This window comes from Streptococcus oralis (assembly GCF_003942875.1).
In the GTDB taxonomy this organism is placed as follows: domain Bacteria; phylum Bacillota; class Bacilli; order Lactobacillales; family Streptococcaceae; genus Streptococcus; species Streptococcus oralis_BX.
Genome location: NZ_RMVK01000001.1, coordinates 67,620 through 86,136 on the forward strand (window position 1 = coordinate 67,620; position 18,517 = coordinate 86,136).

An 18,517-nucleotide genomic window follows, 5' to 3' on the forward strand; every position below is an offset into this window, starting at 1 on the left:
TTCACATCTGAACTGCTTTTTTTGCTATTCTGTTTCTTGGTTCTTTTCTTCAACCTTAACTGGAGCTGGTTCATAAGCCCGGATAATCTGAGCGACAACTGGATGACGAACCACATCCTTGGCTGAAAAATGAACAAAGTCGATTTGGTGAATGTTCTTAAGCTTTTCTTGGGCATCAATCAAACCTGACTTGACATTACGCGGCAGGTCAATCTGACTGATATCTCCATTGACAATCATCTTCGAATTAAATCCTAAACGCGTCAAGAACATCTTCATCTGCATGATCGTCGTATTTTGCGCCTCATCGAGAATGACAAAGGCATCATCCAAGGTTCGTCCACGCATATAGGCAAGGGGCGCGATTTCTATGATTTCACGCTCCATGAGACGGGTGGTCTGGTCTTTTCCTAAAATCTGATACAAGGCATCATAAACAGGTCGAAGGTACGGATCGACCTTCTCCTTAAGATCACCCGGAAGAAATCCTAGACTCTCACCTGCTTCCACTGCTGGACGAGTAAGGATAATCCGCTTGACTTGCCCACGTTTAAGGGCAGTTACTGCCAAAGTCACTGCAAGAAAGGTCTTCCCTGTCCCTGCTGGTCCGATTCCAAAGGTCACATCATGCTGTTTGACACTGTCCACATAAAGTTTTTGACCCAAGGTTTTGACACGGATCGGTTTCCCAGTATTATCCTTGATGATTTCTTCTTCGTAAAGGGCGACAAACTTGTCGATTTCATCGTTTTTGACCATGCTAATCGCAGTCACCACATCTGGCGTGCCAACGGTCATCCCCCGATTCACCAAGACCATCAAAGCTTGGATAACCTGACGAGCTTCCTCGCAAGCAGTTTCTTCTCCCAAAACCTGAACAATCTCCGTACGAGCATGAATCACCACATCGAGCTCTTCTTCCATCAAACGAAGATGGCGCTCATTGGAACCAAAAAGATGGAACAAGTCATCTGGGTGACTTAGTTGAATGTCTATTGAATGTTCCTTCAAATAAAGAACCTCTCTAATCCGTTTATTTCTTTATATTATAGCAAAGAGAACAATAAAATACTAGCCTCATCTCATTGTCTCTAGTGTTCTAAGTATTCTTGCCAGATGGCATCAAAGTCTCCTAGGTTAAAAGAGAAACTGGCATGCTCCTCCAAAAAGCGACTCACCTCATCAAAATCATCTGTGTGTTTTGGAAAGGCTGACTCCTCAAAAGCGAGATCTGCTAGGATGGCTTTGGGACTGTTACTTTTAGGATTGCGCTCGGTCATGAGCCAAGTATAAAATGATTTTCTCAATTCTTTCTCCTATCAAGAGTTTTTTGATGACACTTTTCTGATTCTTGAAAATTACTGGACTTAGCCTTTGATACGTAGTGGTTTATAAAATCTGTTTTCGCATCTGTATAGGCGTCTCGATTGTGTTCAAATTTTTTCCATAAACTTAGTTTTAATTCCTGATACGCTTGGGCGATATCTGGATGCTGGCAGAGATAATCTCTAAAATAAATCTCGTCATGATCTCCCGTCATTCGCAAATGTAAATGAAAAACTTTCTCAGCAAATCCCTGCTCTGTATAGCCTTTATTTAGCGAAATCCTGTTAGGACTCTCCGACATCACTAGCCACCCATTCTTCACCAATAAATCCCTAACTCTTGCTAAATCCTCTATTCTACCTACTTCTAGCAGAATATCAACGATATTTTTGGCCCAAATATTAGGAATAGCAGTGCTACCGATATGTTCTATTCTTTTAATAACATTTGCACCCAATATTTTTTTCAGACTTGTTTTTTCCGATTCATACCAGTCTTTCCACTCTGACCTGTGCTCTACTAGAAAAATAGGGAAAAGTTGCCAGAGTTCCTCTAAACTCATTTCTTCAAGTTTCTTTTTCATGTCTATAAGGCCTAAATCAACTCTGTACCAAACTGGTCTTGTTTGATTTTGCCAGCTTTCATCAAGCCTCCGAGTGCTTTCTTGAACTGACCTTTAGAGATACCAAAGGTTGCCTTGATGTCCTCAGGAGATGACTTATCATTTAAGGTCATGAAACCGCCATTGCTTTCCAAGTAGGTCAAAATCATCTGGGCATCATTTTCCAACATTTCAAAGGAACGTGGCTTGAGGGAGAGGTTCAAGGTACGATCCACCTCACGGAAACCGATAACACGCGCATCTAACACTTGCCCCAAACGTGGCTCTGCGTAGCGCTCACTTAGGTGAATGAAACCAAGCATATTATTCTCTGGTAGATAGACAAAGGTCCCTGACAGCTTGAGACGGTAAACAATAGCTGGCCAGTTTTGGTTCTGCATGTTGTTGTAGGCAGGACGAGCCAGACGTTGGAGATCTTCTTGATAAGCCAAGAGTCCCCAGATTCGATCTTTCTTGTCCACTTCGAGACGGATGTAGAGTTTATCGCCCTTCTTGGGCCAGAGTTCCTTGAGCTCAGGGAGAATATCTAGTGATACTACGATTTCCTTATCAGGTAGACCGGTATCAACAAAAACACCCAAGTCCTTACGAACTTCTGTTACCGTTCCCCAACCAAATTGGTCCTGAGTGGCAGTCACTTCTAAGGTTGTCAGACGTAGTTTTTGCTTCATATCCGTGTAGGCAAAACCTTTGACCGTATCCCCTACTGTATATTGACCTTCTTCCTTGGCAAGTGCATAGGTTTGACCATCCTTTTGCACAAAGTAAAAACGCTCATTTTCATCGATGATGAGTCCAACGATAAAACTTGCAAGATTTGTATTCATATTTCCTTCTTTCGAATAAAACTCAGCCAGCAATGCCAACTGAGTTTTTCTGTTTATTTTTAGACTTCCAAGATTTCTTTTTCTTTATTGGCAGTCATGTCGTCGATGTGTTTCACAGCGTCGTCTGTTACTTTTTGAATATCTTTTTCAAGAGTCTTCAATTCGTCTTCAGTGATTTCTTTAGCTTTTTCTTGTTTTTTAGCTTCATCCATAGCATCACGACGGATGTTACGGATCGCTACTTTAGCATTTTCACCAACTTTTTTCACTTCTTTAGCGAGATCACGACGAGTTTCTTCTGTAAGAGCTGGGATTACCAAGCGAATAACAGAACCATCGTTAGCTGGTGTAATACCAAGATCAGAAGCGTTCAAGGCACGTTCGATGTCTTTCAATGAAGACTTGTCAAATGGCGTTACCAACAAAACACGCGCTTCGGGAATAGTGATTGAAGCGATTTGGTTAAGAGGAGTTTCGACTCCATAGTATTCTACGTGGATACGGTCTAGCAGGCTTGCGTTAGCACGACCTGCACGGATACCACCAAATTCACGAGCAAGTGATTGGTGAGACTGGGTCATTCTCTCTTTAGCTTTTTCTACAATTGCGTTAGCCATAATTTTCTTATTCCTTTTCTTCGATATTGTTTGAAACTGTTGTTCCGATATTTTCACCAAATACGACACGTTTGATGTTGCCTGGTTGGTTCATATTGAAGACGACCAAGTCAATGTCGTTATCCATTGAGAGAGTTGAAGCAGTTGAGTCCATGATACGAAGACCTTTGTTGATAACATCACGGTGGGTCAATTCTTCAAACTTAACAGCTGTCTTGTCTTTCTTGGGATCGGCATTGTAAACACCATCGACACCATTTTTAGCCATCAGAATGGCATCTGCTTCGATTTCAGCTGCACGAAGAGCCGCTGTTGTATCTGTTGAGAAGTAAGGTGAACCAATTCCGGCACCAAAGATAACGATACGACCTTTTTCAAGGTGGCGAAGGGCACGTCCACGTACATAAGGTTCTGCAACTTGTTGCATAGCAATGGCAGTTTGCACTCGCGTATCGACACCAACTTGTTGTAATGAATCTGCCATCACAAGAGCATTCATAACGGTCCCAAGCATTCCAGTATAATCTGCCTGAACGCGGTCCATTCCTGCTTCTGCAGCAGGTTCCCCGCGCCAGAGATTTCCTCCACCAATAACAAGGGCAATTTCGATACCTAAGCTATGAACTTCTTCAATCTCTTTTGCGATTGTTTGAACTGTTTGGATATCAATCCCTACGCCACGTTCACCGGCAAGGGCTTCACCTGATAACTTGATTAAAATACGTTTATACTTGGGGTTCGCCATTTTTACTCTCCTTTTTTCATCCTACCTATTTTATCACAATTTCTAAGATTTTTATAGTATCATGAGCAATTCTTTGAAAAAAATTAGACCGTTAAAAATTCCTCTAAGTCAGCAAGAGCACGCTCTGCAATTTTTTCATAACGAGCCTTCTTATCACGGATACGCTCGCCATCCAATTCCTTGATAATCCCAAAATTGACATTCATTGGTTGGAAATGTTTGCTGTCCGCATGAGTGATGTAATGAGCCAGACTTCCAATCGCTGTTGTCTCTGGGAAAATAGCTTCTCCTTCTCCCTTAAAAAGTCGAGCCGCGTTAATACCTGCAACCAAGCCTGAGGCTGCTGACTCAACATAGCCTTCCACACCCGTCATTTGACCAGCAAAGAAGAGGTTGGGTTGTTTCTTAGAACGGTAAGTCTGTTCAAGAAGATTTGGTGAATCCATGTAAGAATTGCGGTGCATGACCCCATAACGGACAAACTCCGCATTTTCAAGACCTGGAATCATTTGGAAAACACGCTTTTGCTCCCCCCATTTGAGGTGGGTTTGGAAACCAACGATATTGTAGAGGCTACCAGCCGCATTGTCCTGACGAAGCTGGACAACTGCATACGGTGTTTTGAACTCCCCGTCACGAGGTCCTGTGTAGTCTTCTGGATACTCCAAACCGACTGGCTTCATCGGACCATAAAGCATGGTTTTAATGCCACGCTTAGCCATGACTTCGATAGGCATACAACCTTCAAAGTACTTTTCTTTTTCAAACGAATTCAGCGGTGCTTCTTCCGCATTGACCAAGGCTTCATGAAAATCCATAAACTCTTGCTTGGTCATTGGAGCATTGAGGTAGGCCGCCTCTCCCTTGTCATAACGAGACTTGAGATAGACCTTGCTCATATCGATAGTATTGACATCGATAATAGGCGCCGCCGCGTCGTAGAAATAGAATCCATCGCCGTCATTAAGGGCATGAATCTTCTCAGCTAGAGCATCGCTGGTCAAAGGACCAGTAGCGACCACTGTAATAACATCAGTCGGTAATTCTGTAATTTCATCACGAACCACTTCAATCAAAGGATGATTGGCTACTTTTTCGGTCACCATTTGAGAGAAACCATCGCGGTCCACCGCAAGGGCACCGCCTGCAGGAACACGTGTAGCTTCAGCAGATTCCAATATGACAGAACCCAAGCGACGCATTTCTTCCTTGAGAAGACCTACAGCATTGGTCAAAGCATCTCCACGCAAGGAATTGGAACAAACCAACTCCGCAAAATTATCTGTTTTATGCTGAGGTGTTGACTTGACACCACGCATTTCATAGAGTTTAACTGGAATACCACGTTCTGCGATTTGGTAAGCTGCTTCAGACCCTGCCAAACCTGCTCCGATAACATTGATATAAGATTGAGACATGACACTAATACCTCTTTGGGAGTGTGAAGACAAGATTCACATTGAAAAAGCCAACTAAACTTACGAGATTAAGAGTTTCTAGGCTCAGACTGAAAAAGTCCACAGGACTTACTTCGCTCTCGAATTTCTTGGCTCAGGCTGAAAAAGTCCCCCGGACTTTTTCACTCCCACAAATCTTTCTAATTTTTCTTCTACTAGTATAACAAAAAAAGGGAAGAAGGCAAACTTCCCTGTTTAGTCATTTTCTTGATTTTCTTCCCAATCGTGGTAGGCAGCGTAGAGCTGACTTTTATTCCACTGGTAGAGTTTCGCAACTTCCTTTATGGCTTGATTTTTCTTCATTCCTTGCTGGATACGAGATTGGATTTCTGAAAACAAGTCCTCCTCGTCCTTTTCCTCCACATCCTGACTGGCACCTTCAACGATGAGAAGGCATTCCCCCTTGAGTGGCGTTTCAGCAATACTTTCTAGTAACTCTGAAATCTTTCCTCGTTGGTATTCTTCATAGATTTTGGTCAATTCCCTGACCAAGACTACCGAGCGGTCACCGTAGACTTCTAGCATATTTCCCAATGTATCCGCTACACGATGGGGCGATTCGTAGAAAATCTGAGTTTCTGGGTAATCTTTTTTTGAGTCGAAAAATTGCTTTTGCTGGCCTGATTTTCTCGGTAAGAAACCGTAAAAGATATGTGGCTGTGGCGCTAAACCACTGGCAATCAAGGCAGAAATCCCTGCAGAGGCACCCGGAACTGTGACAACTGCAATCTCTTCCTCAATAGCTTCCTTGACCAAATCATGACCAGGGTCCGAGATGCTAGGCAGACCCGCATCAGAAACCTGAGCAATACTTTGCCCCGCCTTCAATAAACCAATCAAATCAGGAATTTTTTCCTTGGCATTGTGCTCATGAAAACTAATCTGCTTAGTAGAAATGTCAAAATGCTTGAGTAAGAGACCAGTATTTCGCGTGTCCTCAGCTGCAATCCAGTCCACCTCTTTCAAAGTCTGGATAGCACGAAAGGTCATATCGTCTAGATTGCCAATCGGCGTTGCTACTAGGTAAAGCTTGCCATAGGGAGATTGTCCCTTAAAACTTTTTTGAATCTGCATGCTTACTCCCTATATAACAACTCATCACAGAACATGCATTCCTCGTCCTGCTCTCGACGTTGTCCATAAAAATCATTACATACGTGAAACCCATCTTTATAGATTCGGCGGACGCTTTCACGAACATGCTTGGCCTTAACGGGTGTATCTGCTTCCACCTCGCCTAAGCGTTCGCGCAATTTACTATTTTCCAAACGAAGAGCTGTATTTTCCTCTACCAGACTCTTGAGATTTTTCTTGATGGCTTCCACATCGGCCAAGGTCACCAGTAACTGTTGGGAAAAATCGTCTAGTGCATCAAATAATTCTTTTTTGTCCATAAACCAGCCCTTTCCTTTCTTTATCCTTCATTGAGTTTATATTTCTTTCAAGACCAGATATTCCATGGCATTCTGAAAGCTAACATTGGCTTGCCACATTTTTCTAGCTTCTAGCAAATCTTGTAAAATCTGTCGAATCCTTGCTTGCAAGAGGTCCTGTCCACAGAGCACTTCGAGGATTCTCAAGACCTGATCCTGTTTTTCCTTGTCATCTGCCAAGCTGGCTAATTTAGCAACCTGAAGATAACTTTCTTTTTTCTTGGCCAATAACCAAGTCAGCAGGCGCTCACTTTCATCCACCAAGGTCCAAAAACTTCCCTGATTAGCCAGTTTTTCTGCTTCAGCTCGTGATTGACAAAACTGGGCTAAAAGAGTCGCTTTTTTCTTGACTAGTCCCATTTGTTCAAAGAGCAAGATGAGTTTTTCTTCCTGCTTTTTAAAGTGAAAAATCTGGGTCCGACTCCGGATAGTCGGCAACATCTTTTCCTCATCACTAGTTAAGAAGAAAATGTAAACTTCACTCTGAGGTTCTTCGATGACCTTGAGCAGAGAGTTAGCTGCGTTGGGATGCATTTTCTCCGCCTGCTCAATAATAAAGACCTGCTGCTGACTTTCAATCCCTGCTTGGGAAAACTGACCCACTAATTCTCGAATCCGTTCTGTCTTGATGATCTGATTGACTGGCTTAATCAAGGTAACATCGGGAAATTCTTCCTGTTCAATCAGCTTACAGTTTCGGCATTTCTCACATGGTAAAACGCCTACTTTATCCGTACAAAAGAGGCTCTTAGCCAAAAACTGCGCCATTTCCAAGCTTCCAAAGAAACCTGAAAAAAGATAGGCGTGATTGAGCTGGTCTTGTTCTAGGATACGGACAAAACGGTCAAACTGGTTTGGCTGCCAAGCTTTTAGTTGTTCTTGTTTCATTTATCCAAGCCCATTCTGTCAAACAAGACAGCCTTGGTCGTTTCCACAACTTGCTCCAAAGGAAGACTCGCATCAATCTTAACAATGCGATTTCCTTCTTTGTCCAGAAGAGAAAGGTAACCTTGACGAACTTTCTTGTGCAAGTCTAAACCTTCCATGTCCAAACGATTGACCTCGCGGTCACTATTAGCAGCAATGCGAGCCAGTCCTTCTTCCACCTCAATGTCAAAATAGAGGGTCAAATCGGGTTTAAGGCCATCTGTCGCAAAGTGATTGAGCCAATCAATGGCAGCAATATCCAAGCCACGGCCAAATCCCTGATAAGCAACAGAACTATCGATGAAGCGGTCCATAATGACCAACTTGCCAGCTTCAAGTGCTGGAAGAACTTTTTCTACCAAATGCTGTCTGCGACTGGCGATATAGAGAAGAAGCTCTGTTTTAGGATCCATCTGCGTATGACTTGGATCCAAAATCACTTCCCTAATCTTCTCCCCGATCAAGACTCCGCCAGGTTCACGGGTCGTCAACACTTCTACTCCTTTTTCCTCTAAAATTGGGAGTAGAGCCTCTAAAACACTGGTCTTTCCTGCTCCCTCTGGTCCCTCAAAAGAGACTAAAAATCCTTTTGACATGTCTAACTCATTTCTTTTTTACTATCTTCTATTCTATCAAAAAAATAGATTTTTGTGACAATCTTTTTGCGTCTTCTCCATTCAATCGACCATAAAAGAGGCTGGTAGTCATCCAACCTCTTATTTACCTAGTTCTTGTGTTCGTTTGTAGGATTGCTGAACTGCGTCCATGACTGTGCCTCTAAAGGCATGTTCTTCCAGACTTGCTACACCAGCGATAGTCGAACCACCTGGGCTGCAAACTTGGTCTTTCAAAACTCCAGGATGTTGCTGACTTTCGAGGACCATTTGTCCAGCGCCGACTACTGTTTGGGCTGCCATTTTCAAGGCCCTTTCTCGGGGCAATCCTGATTGAACACCCGCATCTGCCAAAGCCTCGATAAAGAGGTAGACAAAAGCTGGTCCACAACCTGCAAGACCTGTCGCCGCGTCAATTAAGTCATCCCCAAGCTCAACCAATAGACCCGCATTGGATAAAAGCTGACAAAAGAGTTCACCGTCCTCAGCAAGACAGTTTGCTGACATGGCATAACTAATCACCCCTTGACCAATAGCCACTGGAGTATTGGGCATGATGCGAATAATTCGGTGGTGACTTGGAAGTAGTCTAGCCAGTTTTTCCAAGGTCAATCCAGCCGCCATGGAAATCAAAAGAAGGCTCTCTCGTTTTTCAAGGATGGTCTGGTATTGAGAAAGCAAGTCTGAGAACTGAGCAGGCTTAACTCCTAGAAAAATCACATCTGCTTCTGCGAAGATTTCGTCATTGCTGGAAGCCTGACCACCAAAGTTGGCAATGAAAGCATCTACTTTTGCTTGACTACGATTGGCAAGGAGAATCTGAGCACCCGCCTTGGTCTGCAAAACAGCCTTGGCCAAACTAGCTCCCATATTCCCCAAACCGATAAATCCGATCTTCATCTCTTACTCCCTTATCTGTCCGTCACCAGTAACCACATACTTGTAGCTAGTCAATTCTTTTAAACCCATTGGACCACGCGCGTGCAGTTTTTGAGTAGAAATCCCCATTTCACAACCCAGACCAAATTGGCCACCATCGGTGAAACGAGTTGAGGCATTAACATAAACTGCTGCTGAATCTACTTGATCTGTAAAGTAGGCTGCAGCTTCAGCATTTTCCGTCACAATGGCATCCGAATGATGGGTACTGTGGGCTTCGATATGCGCAACCGCTTCTTCTAGACTGCTCACAACCTTAATAGCTAGGACATAGTCTAAAAACTCGGTGTCAAAGTCTTGTGCCTCAGCTAATCGACCTGAAAGAAACTGACTTGCTTTCTCATCCAAGCGGAATTGAATTGGTTCCAGTCCAGCTTCTTTTCGATCTGCAACTAGCACTTTCTCCAAGCGAGGAAGGAAATCCGCTGCCTTGTCTTCATGAACCAGCAAAACCTCCATAGCATTGCAGACAGAAGGACGACTGGTTTTAGCATTGTTGATGATAGACAGAGCCTTGTCTTCATCGGCATCCTTGTCCACATAGACATGGGCAATTCCAGTTCCTGTCTCGATAACAGGTACGATAGCATTTTCAACCACGGCATTGATCAAGCCAGCTCCTCCACGAGGAATGAGGAGGTCTAGATAGCCCTTGGCCTTCATCATAGCATAGCTACTTTCTCGGCTGGTGTCTTCCACCAGTTGAATCACATTTGGATGAATGGCAGTTGTCTCCAAACCCTTCTTCAAGGCTGTGACAATAGCATGAGCAGTTTGGTAGGCGTCCTTACCACTACGAAGAACGACCGCATTGCCACTTTTAAGAGCCAAAGCAGCCGCGTCAGACGTCACATTTGGACGGCTTTCATAGATAATCCCAATAACCCCCATGGCTACACGCTTCTTAGTAATAACCAAGCCATTTTCAAGCTGACTTGTTTCTAGGACTTCACCAATAGGATCTGGTAAAGCAACCACTTCACGAATCCCTCTTGCCATCGCTTCTATACGTCCCTCATCCAAATAAAGACGGTCTAGCATAACATCTGAGATTTTCCCCTTGGCCGCTGCCATATCGAGGGCATTGGCCGCTAAAATCTCCTCAGTAGCTGCCAATAATTGATCAGCCATGGCTAGCAAGGCTTGGTTTTTCACTGCTTCACTAGCAGTATTGATTGATTTCTTAACAGCCTGTACCTGTTCAAATTGTTCTTGTGTACTTACCATCGTTCACCTCTAAAATTCTGTAAAGAGCAGCTGGATTTCAGGAGTGATGGAAATCCAGTCATCACGGTGAATCAAGACTCCCTTAGCTTTTTGAGAACGGAGCATATCTTCTAGGGCTGAGACACCAAATTGGACACGTCCCTTTCCAAGAGATTGACCTGTTTCTTTATCTGCTACTGTGACAATATCGTGGTAAGAGAAATTTCCTTCCACTTCTACCACGCCTGATAAAAGGAGACTTTTCCCGTTTTTTGAAAGTGCCTCTGCAGCTCCACCATCTACCCAAATCGTTCCCTGACTTTGAGCATAGAAGGCCAGCCATTGTTTCTGGGTACGAAGTCCCTTCTCTTGCGCAACAAAGTAGGATCCATCCTTAGTCTCCTCCGCTGCCTCAATCAAGGCATCTGATTTCATAGAGGAGCAAATATAGACTGGCACTCCTGACTCCGTCGCAATAGTTGCAGCTTTGATTTTTGTCAGCATACCCCCAGTACCATTAGACGAACCTGCTCCACCAGCCATATCAATAATCTCACGATTGATAGTCTCGATTTTCTCCAAACGTTTGGCTGTTGGATCTGAGTTGGGATTTCCAGTATAGAGACCGTCCACATCAGTCAAGAGAACTAAAAGGTCCGCTTGGACCATAGCCGCTACCTGGGCACTTAGAGTGTCATTGTCCCCAACCTTGAGCTCATCAATAACGACACTGTCATTTTCATTGATGATGGGAATTGCACCACGATGAAGCAATACAGACAAGGCCTGATGGGCGTTCTTATAACGACGTTTATCTACAAAATCATCCTGTGTCAGCAAGATTTGTGCAGAAACGATCTGGCGCATGAGGAGGTTGGTTGTGTATTCCTCCAGCAAAAGTCCCTGACCAACTGCAGCCGAAGCTTGTTTATCTGCAATCTTGGTCGGACGTTTTTTAAAACCCAAAGCTCCAAATCCAGCGGCAACTGCCCCAGATGACACTAAAATCAACTCATGTCCAGCCTCATGCAGCATAGCCAATTGCTGGGTAATTGCCTTTACTTTACTCCTTGATAAACTCCCGTCTTCATTTGTTAAGGAGGAGGTCCCCACCTTAAAGACGATTCGTTTGTACTTCATATTCTCACTCCGATTCTTCATATTTATCCATTATAACATGAATACTTTAAAATAGAAAAGACTTGAAATAAAAAAGGTTGAGACAAGGCATCTCAACTCTTTTATCTATTCTCAGTTTTACGCAATCTTTCCAGCGTTTCTTTAAAAATCTCTGGAATATCTGCTGTGAACTCCAAGGTTTCACCTGTTCTCGGATGGGTAAAACCTAGAGTCTTAGCATGGAGAAACTGTCCATGTCCTTTCAAAGTCTTACGAGGACCATAGACTTCATCACCAGCGACTGGATGGCCAATATAAGCCATATGAACACGGATTTGGTGGGTACGTCCTGTTTCCAGTTGCAACTCTAGCAAACTATAATCTCCAAAGCGTTCTAAGACGTGAAAACGAGTCACTGCTGGCTTCCCTTTAGCAGTCACTGCCTGTTTTTTACGGTCTTTTTCGCTTCGTCCAATCGGTGCTTCAATGACACCACGATCATTGGGAAGATTGCCATGAACAATCGCCCAGTATTTACGGAGAGACTTTTTATCCTTGAGTTCTTGAGCGAGTGCCAAGTGGGCCTCATCATTCTTAGCAATCATGAGGAGACCAGATGTGTCCTTGTCAATGCGGTGAACGATACCCGGTCGGAGAACCCCATTGATACCTGACAAGTCTTTGATATGGTACATGAGGGCATTGACCAAGGTTCCACTAGTATGACCAGCACTTGGATGAACAACCATCCCTTGAGGTTTGTTAACAACGGCTACATCCTCATCTTGGTAGATGATCTCGAGTGGCAGATTCTCAGCCACATACTCTAAAACCTCTGGTTCTGGCACATGGTAGGTGACGATATCCCCCTCTTGGACAGTGTATTTGGCTTTCTTGGCTTGCCCATTCACCAAAACTTGTCCAGCCTTGATTTGTTCATTCGCGAGACTGCGTGATAATTCTGTCAGGTCCGACAGAGCCTTGTCTAGACGTTTCCCACCAGTTTCAATTTTTATTTCCATTTACTTCCTCTTTAAGCATTGCAATCAATAAAACAATCACACCAACTGTCAAATAGCTGTCAGCAACATTGAAAATCGCAAAGTTGATAAAGTCTAGGTGAAACATATCCACCACAAAACCTTGACTCATTCTGTCGATAAAGTTGCCCAGACCTCCCGCGATGATCAAAGTCAGTCCGAAAACTAGCCAGAGAGAATCCTCCATGTGTTTATGTAGATACCAAATGGCACCTGCCATGACGACCAGTGTAATAACAGCAAATAACCACTGCTGGTCTTGCAGCATGGAGAAGGCTGCCCCTCTATTTTGCAGGTAGGTCAAGCTAACGAGATTGGGGATCCATGAACGCACTTCACCCAGTGGAATCTGCTGGACAACATAGGCTTTAACCCACTGATCCAGCCCAATCAAAAGCAGTACAATGATAGCTACTATTCCTCTTTTTTTCATGATTTCCTCTTTTGATCAAAATATTCTTGCATGACTTCTACGAAAAGAGTTCCAGCTTGGCTAAGCTCCACTTCCTCACGTTTGACGTATACCATGCGGTTATCTAGATTATCCTTGAGACGAATGACTGTGATGCCATTGACACTGTCACTATCTAAAAATCCAGATCCTGTCGCATAGGCATCCGTCCGCTCCAAAATACCATTCAAAGTAGCGCGATCGGTCACATTGAACATCTGGGAGCTCGCGCTGGTGTCGACAAAGTTTTCTGAATAGTAAAGGTACTCATCCTTTTCCTGAGTAAACCGAACCGTTGGCAGATCCGCTAGGTCCTCCATGACCAATTCCTCTTTCTGTGCTAAAGGATGCCCTTCACGAAGATAAATGTGAGTCTGGAAAGGAATTAGTTCAATAACTTCTAAACCAAGCTTTTCAACCCGTTGCATGATGCCCTTTTTATTTTGGTTGTTGAGGTAGATAATCCCAATCTCACTATGTCCTTGAGCTACTTCGTCTAAGATTTGAACTGTAGTAGACTCAAAAATACGAAAGTTCTTATAATCAGGATAACGCTCTGAAAAGGCCGTAATCGTTGGTGGCAAGAAGTCATAGTGCTGACTGGCAATGGAAAATTCATCCTTTTCTTCCTCAGGATTGGCATACTGATTTTGAAAAACATCGAAGCCTTTGACCAATTCTTGCGCTTTCTCATAAAATTCCATACCACGACGGGTCAAAAACGTTCCCGAACTCGTCCGACGGAAAATCTTAAAACCAAGCTCTTTTTCCAAATCGCGAACAGAAATAGACAGACTCGGCTGACTAACATACATCTTTTCAGCAGCTTCACGGAAAGTACCACTATTGGCAATGGCCACAACATAGCGTAATTGTTGAATGTTCATCTTTTACCCCCAACTTCTCTATCTGTTCATTATACCATATTTTAGAAGTTTTCCACCTAGGAAAAATAATGTCGCTCACAAAATTCATCTACACTAGTAACAAAGAATTATGGGTATCAAAACAAAAAAATAGGCTCTCCGAAAACTCGGAAAGCCTTATTTTATGCTACTTGTAGCTTCCTCGCCTTTTCATTTCAAGGCTCGGGATAAAAAGGTTCACGGGACCTTTTTATTTAGCGATTGGGTAAACAGAAACCTGCTTTTTATCGCGTCCTTTACGTTCAAAGCGTACTACGCCTTCAACTTTAGCGAATAAAGTATCGTCTCCACCACGTCCAACGTTTACACCTGGATAGATGTGTGTACCACGTTGACGATAAAGGATTGATCCACCTGTTACAGTTTGTCCGTCAGCTGCTTTAGCTCCAAGACGTTTCGCTTGTGAATCACGTCCGTTTGATGTAGAACCTCCACCTTTTTTGTGGGCGAAAAGTTGCAAGTTGTTAAGAGTCATTTTTAACATAATGTTTTCCTCCGTGTTAGTTTTCTGTGATAACTCTGGTTTGGACGAACTCAGAAGAGTTCTCCGATAAGTTTGCCATACCTAAGAAAAATGATTCGAAGAATAACTGGGTCATTTCTCTCTGGTGTGAAGGAAGATCCGCTGGTATTTCAACCTTTAGATAGCCACCTTCATCTTCGTTTAATTCTAAGATTGGTTCATAGCCTGCAAATTTCTCAATGGAATTGATAAAGTTAATGGCAAGCGTAGAAACCGATGCACACACGACATCTAAGCCGTATTCGCCACTTTCGGCGTGTCCAGTAATTTCCGCACTCCTCAGCTCGCCATCTTCGGCTCTCTCAAAGACTGCTTGTATCATGTGTTCTCCTTAAAATTAAGCGTTGATCGCGTTGATGACAACTTTTGTATATGGTTGACGGTGACCTTGTTTACGGTGGCTACCTTTTTTAGGTTTGTACTTATAAGTAACAACTTTCTTTTGTTTTCCTTGTTTTTCAACAGTTCCAACTACAGTAGCTCCAGCAACAAGTGGAGTTCCGACAACAGTGTTTTCACCACCAACAAGAACAACTTCGTTAAAAGTAACTTCTTGACCAGCTTCAACGTTCAATTTTTCAACGTAAACTGCTTGACCAACTTCAACTTTAACTTGTTTTCCGCCAGTTTTGATAATTGCGTATGTGCTCATTATGCACCTCCTATGATTTTTAGGGTTTCCCCGTATTTTTGTGAAGACTCGCCTAGCATCGTGGGACGAACCACTTTATACTCACTATGTGAGCAACGATGTTCGTGCGGTTGCACAGGATTGTGCATAGTCAACTCTTCAAGTATAGCATATCTTCTTTTTTCTTACAAGCGAAATCAATCAAATTTAAGCTTTTTCTTTCCCTTTTTTTCTCCAAGAAGCAAAAAGCATACTGAAGTAAAAGATACTCATCATAAGAGGAACACCTAGAATTGTCTTCTCCTGATAATAAATCGTCAAATAAGCTGAAAAAACAACTCCGAAGACAAAACTGCTAAGCAAGCTAACAAAAATCAAGCCCTCTCGTAGGAAAGGCGTATGCTTGGTCCGGAAATAATCTCCAAAAGCCAACATGGTTCGTTTAATATTCCCTGTCATAAAGGCATTATTATAGGCAATCCCCGACACTTCTCCAAAGGCTGTTGTCACCAAGCCCATACAGAAGGCCAACGGTGGAACGAGGTAGATATTGTCAACTGACAAGGGAACAAAGCCAATGATTATGGATAAGACTGCAAGTGGAATCAAGGACAAAATCGGCTTTTTAACAATTCGTAGTTTTTCCTTATACAATGTCAGAAAAAAGACACCCATCATAAAGAAAAGCAAGGTCATTACTTTAGCACTGGCATCCGATACATTTTGTTGAATGAGTCCTACAGAAAGAAAAACGACATTCCCAGTCTGTCCAGCGACAAGGGTGTTCCCTCGCACGATAAAGGTATAAGCATCGACATACCCTGCGCAAAAAGTCAAAAAAAGCGCTAGTCTCTTAGACTGACGTGATATTTTTCTTATTGGTAATAATCTCATTTCCTCCCCCTTCTCATTTCATCTACTTATCTAAATATTGTACCACTTTCTCCAAGAAATGCGTAGTCCATTTGAAATTTTTTACCATCTGTTGGATAGTCATTCTTTTCTATGATATAATGAAGGAAGGATTTGAAGTCGGAAAAGGAGTATCTATGCTTAAACTAGGTGTCATCGGAACAAGCGCTATCAGCCATCATTTCATAGAGACAGCCCATGCCAGTGGCCAATACCAGTTGGTTGCTGTCTACTCTAGAAAACTAGAAACTGCCGCAACCTTTGCTTCTCGCTATGAAAATATCCAACTCTTTGATCAATTAGAAGACTTCTTTAAGTCTTCCTTTGATGTAGTCTATATCGCCAGTCCAAACTCCTTGCATTTTGTTCAAGCAAAGACTGCCTTGTCTGCTGGCAAGCACGTCATTCTTGAAAAGCCAGCTGTCACTCAGCCACAAGAATGGCTGAATTTGAGACAGACAGCTGAGAAAAATCACTGTTTTATCTTTGAGGCAGCTCGTAATTACCACGAGGAAGCCTTTACCACTATCAAGAATTTTTTGGCAGACAAGCAAATTTGGGGAGCAGATTTCAACTATGCCAAGTATTCTTCCAAGATGCCGAACTTGTTGGCTGGGGAGACGCCAAATGTCTTTTCAGACCGTTTTGCTGGTGGAGCCCTTATGGATTTGGGGATTTATCCTCTCTACGCTGCCGTTCGCCTCTTTGGAAAAGCTCAAGACGCGATTTATCAAGCTCAACAGCTTGACAATAGCATTGACCTAAATGGAGACGGTATCCTCTTCTACCCTAACTTTCAAGTTCATATCAAAGCTGGGAAAAATATCACTTCCAATCTTCCTTGTGAGATTTACACAGCAGATGGAACCTTGACCCTCAACACGATTGAGCATGTCCGCTCAGCTATTTTTACTAACCACCAAGGAAATCAAGTTCAGCTTCCTATCCAACAGGTTCCTCATACGATGACTGAGGAAGTCGCTGCATTCGCACAGATGATTCAGCAACCAGACCAGACGCTTTACCAGAACTGGCTGGATGATGCAGGCTCTGTTCATGATTTACTCTATACCATGCGCCAGACTGCTGGCATTAGATTTGAGGCAGAAAAATGAAAACCAAACTACCTACTGAATGGCAAGAACTGAGCGACCAACTCGGTTTCCAAGACTTCACCCCCATTCAAACTCAACTATTTGAGCCCCTTCTTGCTGGAGAAAACCTCCTGGGAGTAAGCCCAACAGGAACTGGTAAGACCCTCGCTTACCTCCTACCAAGCCTTCTCAGACTACAAAAGAAAAAAGCCCAACAGCTCTTGATTCTAGCACCAAATACAGAACTAGCTGGACAGATTTTTGACGTGTGTAAAACGTGGGCAGAAGCCATCGGTTTGACTGCTCAGCTCTTCTTATCAGGTTCCAGTCAAAAACGCCAGATTGAACGTCTTAAAAAAGGACCAGAAATTCTGATTGGTACACCTGGCCGTATCTTTGAGTTGATTAAATTGAAAAAAATCAAGATGATGAATGTGGAAACCATCATCCTGGATGAATTTGACCAATTGCTCGATGATTCTCAGATTCACTTTGTCGAGAAAATCACTCACTACGCACCTCGTGACCACCAACTCGTCTACATGAGTGCGACGACCAAGTTTGACCAAGAGAAGATTGCACCAAACACGCGCACCATTGATCTCTCAGATCAAAAACTGGACAACATCCAACACTTCTACATGCAGGTAGACCAACGTCACCGAGTAGACATGCTACGAAAGCTGGCTCATGTTGAGGATTTCCGCGGACTAGTTTTCTTTAATAGCCTATCAGATCTTGGAAGTGCAGAAGAAAAATTACAGTATCGTGATGTCTTGGCTGTCTCCCTCGCTAGTGATGTCAATGTTAAATTTCGAAAAGTCATATTAGAAAAATTTAAGAACAAACAGCTAACCCTGCTCCTTGCAACTGACCTTTTGGCACGTGGAATTGATATCGATAGTCTAGAATGTGTCGTAAACTTCGACGTCCCTAGAGATATGGAAACCTATACCCACCGTGCTGGCCGTACAGGTCGCATGGGCAAAGAGGGCTATGTTATCACTCTCGTAACCCATCCTGAAGAACTGAAAAAACTCAAGAAATTCGCAAGTGTTCGTGAAATTGTCCTAAAAAATCAAGAACTCTATATCAAATAAGGTTGGCA

The 18,517-nt window shown here is 43.1% G+C and carries 23 protein-coding genes, 1 pseudogene and 1 other annotated feature; of the genes and pseudogenes, 3 read left to right on the forward strand and 21 right to left on the reverse strand.

Features of this window, described 5'->3' with window-relative positions; genetic code table 11:
* Nucleotides 1-24: 24 nt before the first annotated feature.
* From D8844_RS00340 to D8844_RS00420, 17 genes are all read right to left on the reverse strand, one after another.
* Entirely contained in the window at nucleotides 25-1,011 is a 987-nt protein-coding gene (locus tag D8844_RS00340) for a PhoH family protein (RefSeq protein ID WP_000658201.1), read from the reverse strand.
* Between the two features lie 80 nt (nucleotides 1,012-1,091).
* Nucleotides 1,092-1,307, reverse strand: a complete 216-nt coding sequence (locus D8844_RS00345; protein ID WP_001232084.1) for a YozE family protein — start codon at nucleotides 1,305-1,307, stop codon at nucleotides 1,092-1,094.
* Nucleotides 1,304-1,909, reverse strand: coding sequence for a GrpB family protein (locus D8844_RS00350; RefSeq protein WP_125420980.1), 606 nt, complete (start codon nucleotides 1,907-1,909; stop codon nucleotides 1,304-1,306). The genes D8844_RS00345 and D8844_RS00350 overlap by 4 nt, the downstream gene beginning before the upstream one ends.
* Nucleotides 1,910-1,920: 11 nt before the next feature.
* On the reverse strand, nucleotides 1,921-2,775 hold the full coding sequence (gene cvfB, locus D8844_RS00355; RefSeq protein WP_125420983.1) for an RNA-binding virulence regulatory protein CvfB: 855 nt from the start codon (nucleotides 2,773-2,775) through the stop codon (nucleotides 1,921-1,923).
* Between the two features lie 59 nt (nucleotides 2,776-2,834).
* Entirely contained in the window at nucleotides 2,835-3,392 is a 558-nt protein-coding gene (gene frr / locus D8844_RS00360; RefSeq protein ID WP_001262233.1) for a ribosome recycling factor, read from the reverse strand.
* A gap of 7 nt (nucleotides 3,393-3,399) precedes the next feature.
* Nucleotides 3,400-4,137: a UMP kinase gene (gene pyrH, locus D8844_RS00365; protein WP_031222472.1), complete on the reverse strand. Its 738-nt coding sequence runs from the start codon at nucleotides 4,135-4,137 to the stop codon at nucleotides 3,400-3,402.
* Nucleotides 4,138-4,220: 83 nt separating this feature from the next.
* Nucleotides 4,221-5,555, reverse strand: a complete 1,335-nt coding sequence (trmFO, locus tag D8844_RS00370; RefSeq protein WP_125420986.1) for a methylenetetrahydrofolate--tRNA-(uracil(54)-C(5))-methyltransferase (FADH(2)-oxidizing) TrmFO — start codon at nucleotides 5,553-5,555, stop codon at nucleotides 4,221-4,223.
* 234 nt (nucleotides 5,556-5,789) lie between these two features.
* A complete protein-coding gene (gene rsmI / locus D8844_RS00375; protein WP_125420989.1) occupies nucleotides 5,790-6,668 on the reverse strand; it encodes a 16S rRNA (cytidine(1402)-2'-O)-methyltransferase in 879 nt (292 codons plus the stop codon).
* Between the two features lie 2 nt (nucleotides 6,669-6,670).
* Nucleotides 6,671-6,988 (reverse strand): DNA replication initiation control protein YabA, encoded by a 318-nt coding sequence (gene yabA, locus D8844_RS00380; RefSeq protein ID WP_000358229.1) that lies wholly within the window; start codon nucleotides 6,986-6,988, stop codon nucleotides 6,671-6,673.
* Between the two features lie 36 nt (nucleotides 6,989-7,024).
* Entirely contained in the window at nucleotides 7,025-7,915 is an 891-nt protein-coding gene (locus tag D8844_RS00385) for a DNA polymerase III subunit delta' (RefSeq protein WP_125420992.1), read from the reverse strand.
* Complete coding sequence (gene tmk, locus D8844_RS00390; RefSeq protein WP_125420995.1) at nucleotides 7,912-8,550, reverse strand: dTMP kinase; 639 nt, start codon at nucleotides 8,548-8,550, stop codon at nucleotides 7,912-7,914. The genes D8844_RS00385 and tmk overlap by 4 nt, the downstream gene beginning before the upstream one ends.
* 120 nt (nucleotides 8,551-8,670) lie before the next feature.
* The gene (gene proC / locus D8844_RS00395) at nucleotides 8,671-9,468 is read right to left on the reverse strand and encodes a pyrroline-5-carboxylate reductase (protein ID WP_125420998.1); all 798 of its coding nucleotides are present in this window, start codon (nucleotides 9,466-9,468) and stop codon (nucleotides 8,671-8,673) included.
* Nucleotides 9,469-9,471: 3 nt separating this feature from the next.
* Entirely contained in the window at nucleotides 9,472-10,734 is a 1,263-nt protein-coding gene (locus D8844_RS00400) for a glutamate-5-semialdehyde dehydrogenase (protein WP_125421001.1), read from the reverse strand.
* Nucleotides 10,735-10,743: 9 nt separating this feature from the next.
* On the reverse strand, nucleotides 10,744-11,853 hold the full coding sequence (gene proB, locus D8844_RS00405) for a glutamate 5-kinase (protein WP_221765882.1): 1,110 nt from the start codon (nucleotides 11,851-11,853) through the stop codon (nucleotides 10,744-10,746).
* Between the two features lie 101 nt (nucleotides 11,854-11,954).
* Nucleotides 11,955-12,854 (reverse strand): RluA family pseudouridine synthase, encoded by a 900-nt coding sequence (locus D8844_RS00410; RefSeq protein ID WP_125421007.1) that lies wholly within the window; start codon nucleotides 12,852-12,854, stop codon nucleotides 11,955-11,957.
* Nucleotides 12,838-13,305 (reverse strand): signal peptidase II, encoded by a 468-nt coding sequence (gene lspA, locus D8844_RS00415; protein ID WP_125421010.1) that lies wholly within the window; start codon nucleotides 13,303-13,305, stop codon nucleotides 12,838-12,840. The genes D8844_RS00410 and lspA overlap by 17 nt, the downstream gene beginning before the upstream one ends.
* Nucleotides 13,302-14,210 carry a LysR family transcriptional regulator gene (locus D8844_RS00420; protein WP_001025717.1) on the reverse strand — a complete coding sequence of 303 codons (909 nt, stop codon included), beginning with the start codon at nucleotides 14,208-14,210 and terminating at the stop codon, nucleotides 13,302-13,304. Before D8844_RS00420 ends, lspA begins: the two co-directional genes overlap by 4 nt.
* Between D8844_RS00420 and D8844_RS10450 the strand changes: the two are divergent.
* Nucleotides 14,203-14,274 (forward strand): annotated as a pseudogene (locus D8844_RS10450) (AraC family transcriptional regulator); the annotation flags it as partial. The gene D8844_RS00420 and the pseudogene D8844_RS10450 overlap by 8 nt on opposite strands.
* Before the next feature lie 165 nt (nucleotides 14,275-14,439).
* On the opposite strand, the gene rpmA reads toward D8844_RS10450, so the two are convergent.
* The 4 genes from rpmA to D8844_RS00440 form a co-directional block, all read right to left on the reverse strand.
* Nucleotides 14,440-14,733: a 50S ribosomal protein L27 gene (rpmA, locus tag D8844_RS00425; protein WP_000916509.1), complete on the reverse strand. Its 294-nt coding sequence runs from the start codon at nucleotides 14,731-14,733 to the stop codon at nucleotides 14,440-14,442.
* Nucleotides 14,734-14,749: 16 nt separating this feature from the next.
* On the reverse strand, nucleotides 14,750-15,094 hold the full coding sequence (locus tag D8844_RS00430) for a ribosomal-processing cysteine protease Prp (protein ID WP_000613697.1): 345 nt from the start codon (nucleotides 15,092-15,094) through the stop codon (nucleotides 14,750-14,752).
* A gap of 15 nt (nucleotides 15,095-15,109) precedes the next feature.
* A complete protein-coding gene (gene rplU, locus D8844_RS00435; protein ID WP_000109141.1) occupies nucleotides 15,110-15,424 on the reverse strand; it encodes a 50S ribosomal protein L21 in 315 nt (104 codons plus the stop codon).
* Nucleotides 15,425-15,458: 34 nt separating this feature from the next.
* Nucleotides 15,459-15,546 (reverse strand) — a sequence feature (ribosomal protein L21 leader region).
* A gap of 64 nt (nucleotides 15,547-15,610) precedes the next feature.
* Entirely contained in the window at nucleotides 15,611-16,297 is a 687-nt protein-coding gene (locus D8844_RS00440; RefSeq protein WP_125421013.1) for a YoaK family protein, read from the reverse strand.
* Between the two features lie 155 nt (nucleotides 16,298-16,452).
* On the opposite strand from D8844_RS00440, the gene D8844_RS00445 reads away from it, so the two are divergent.
* Nucleotides 16,453-17,430: a Gfo/Idh/MocA family protein gene (locus D8844_RS00445; RefSeq protein WP_125421016.1), complete on the forward strand. Its 978-nt coding sequence runs from the start codon at nucleotides 16,453-16,455 to the stop codon at nucleotides 17,428-17,430.
* On the forward strand, nucleotides 17,427-18,509 hold the full coding sequence (locus tag D8844_RS00450; protein WP_125421019.1) for a DEAD/DEAH box helicase: 1,083 nt from the start codon (nucleotides 17,427-17,429) through the stop codon (nucleotides 18,507-18,509). The genes D8844_RS00445 and D8844_RS00450 overlap by 4 nt, the downstream gene beginning before the upstream one ends.
* Nucleotides 18,510-18,517 lie beyond the last annotated feature (8 nt).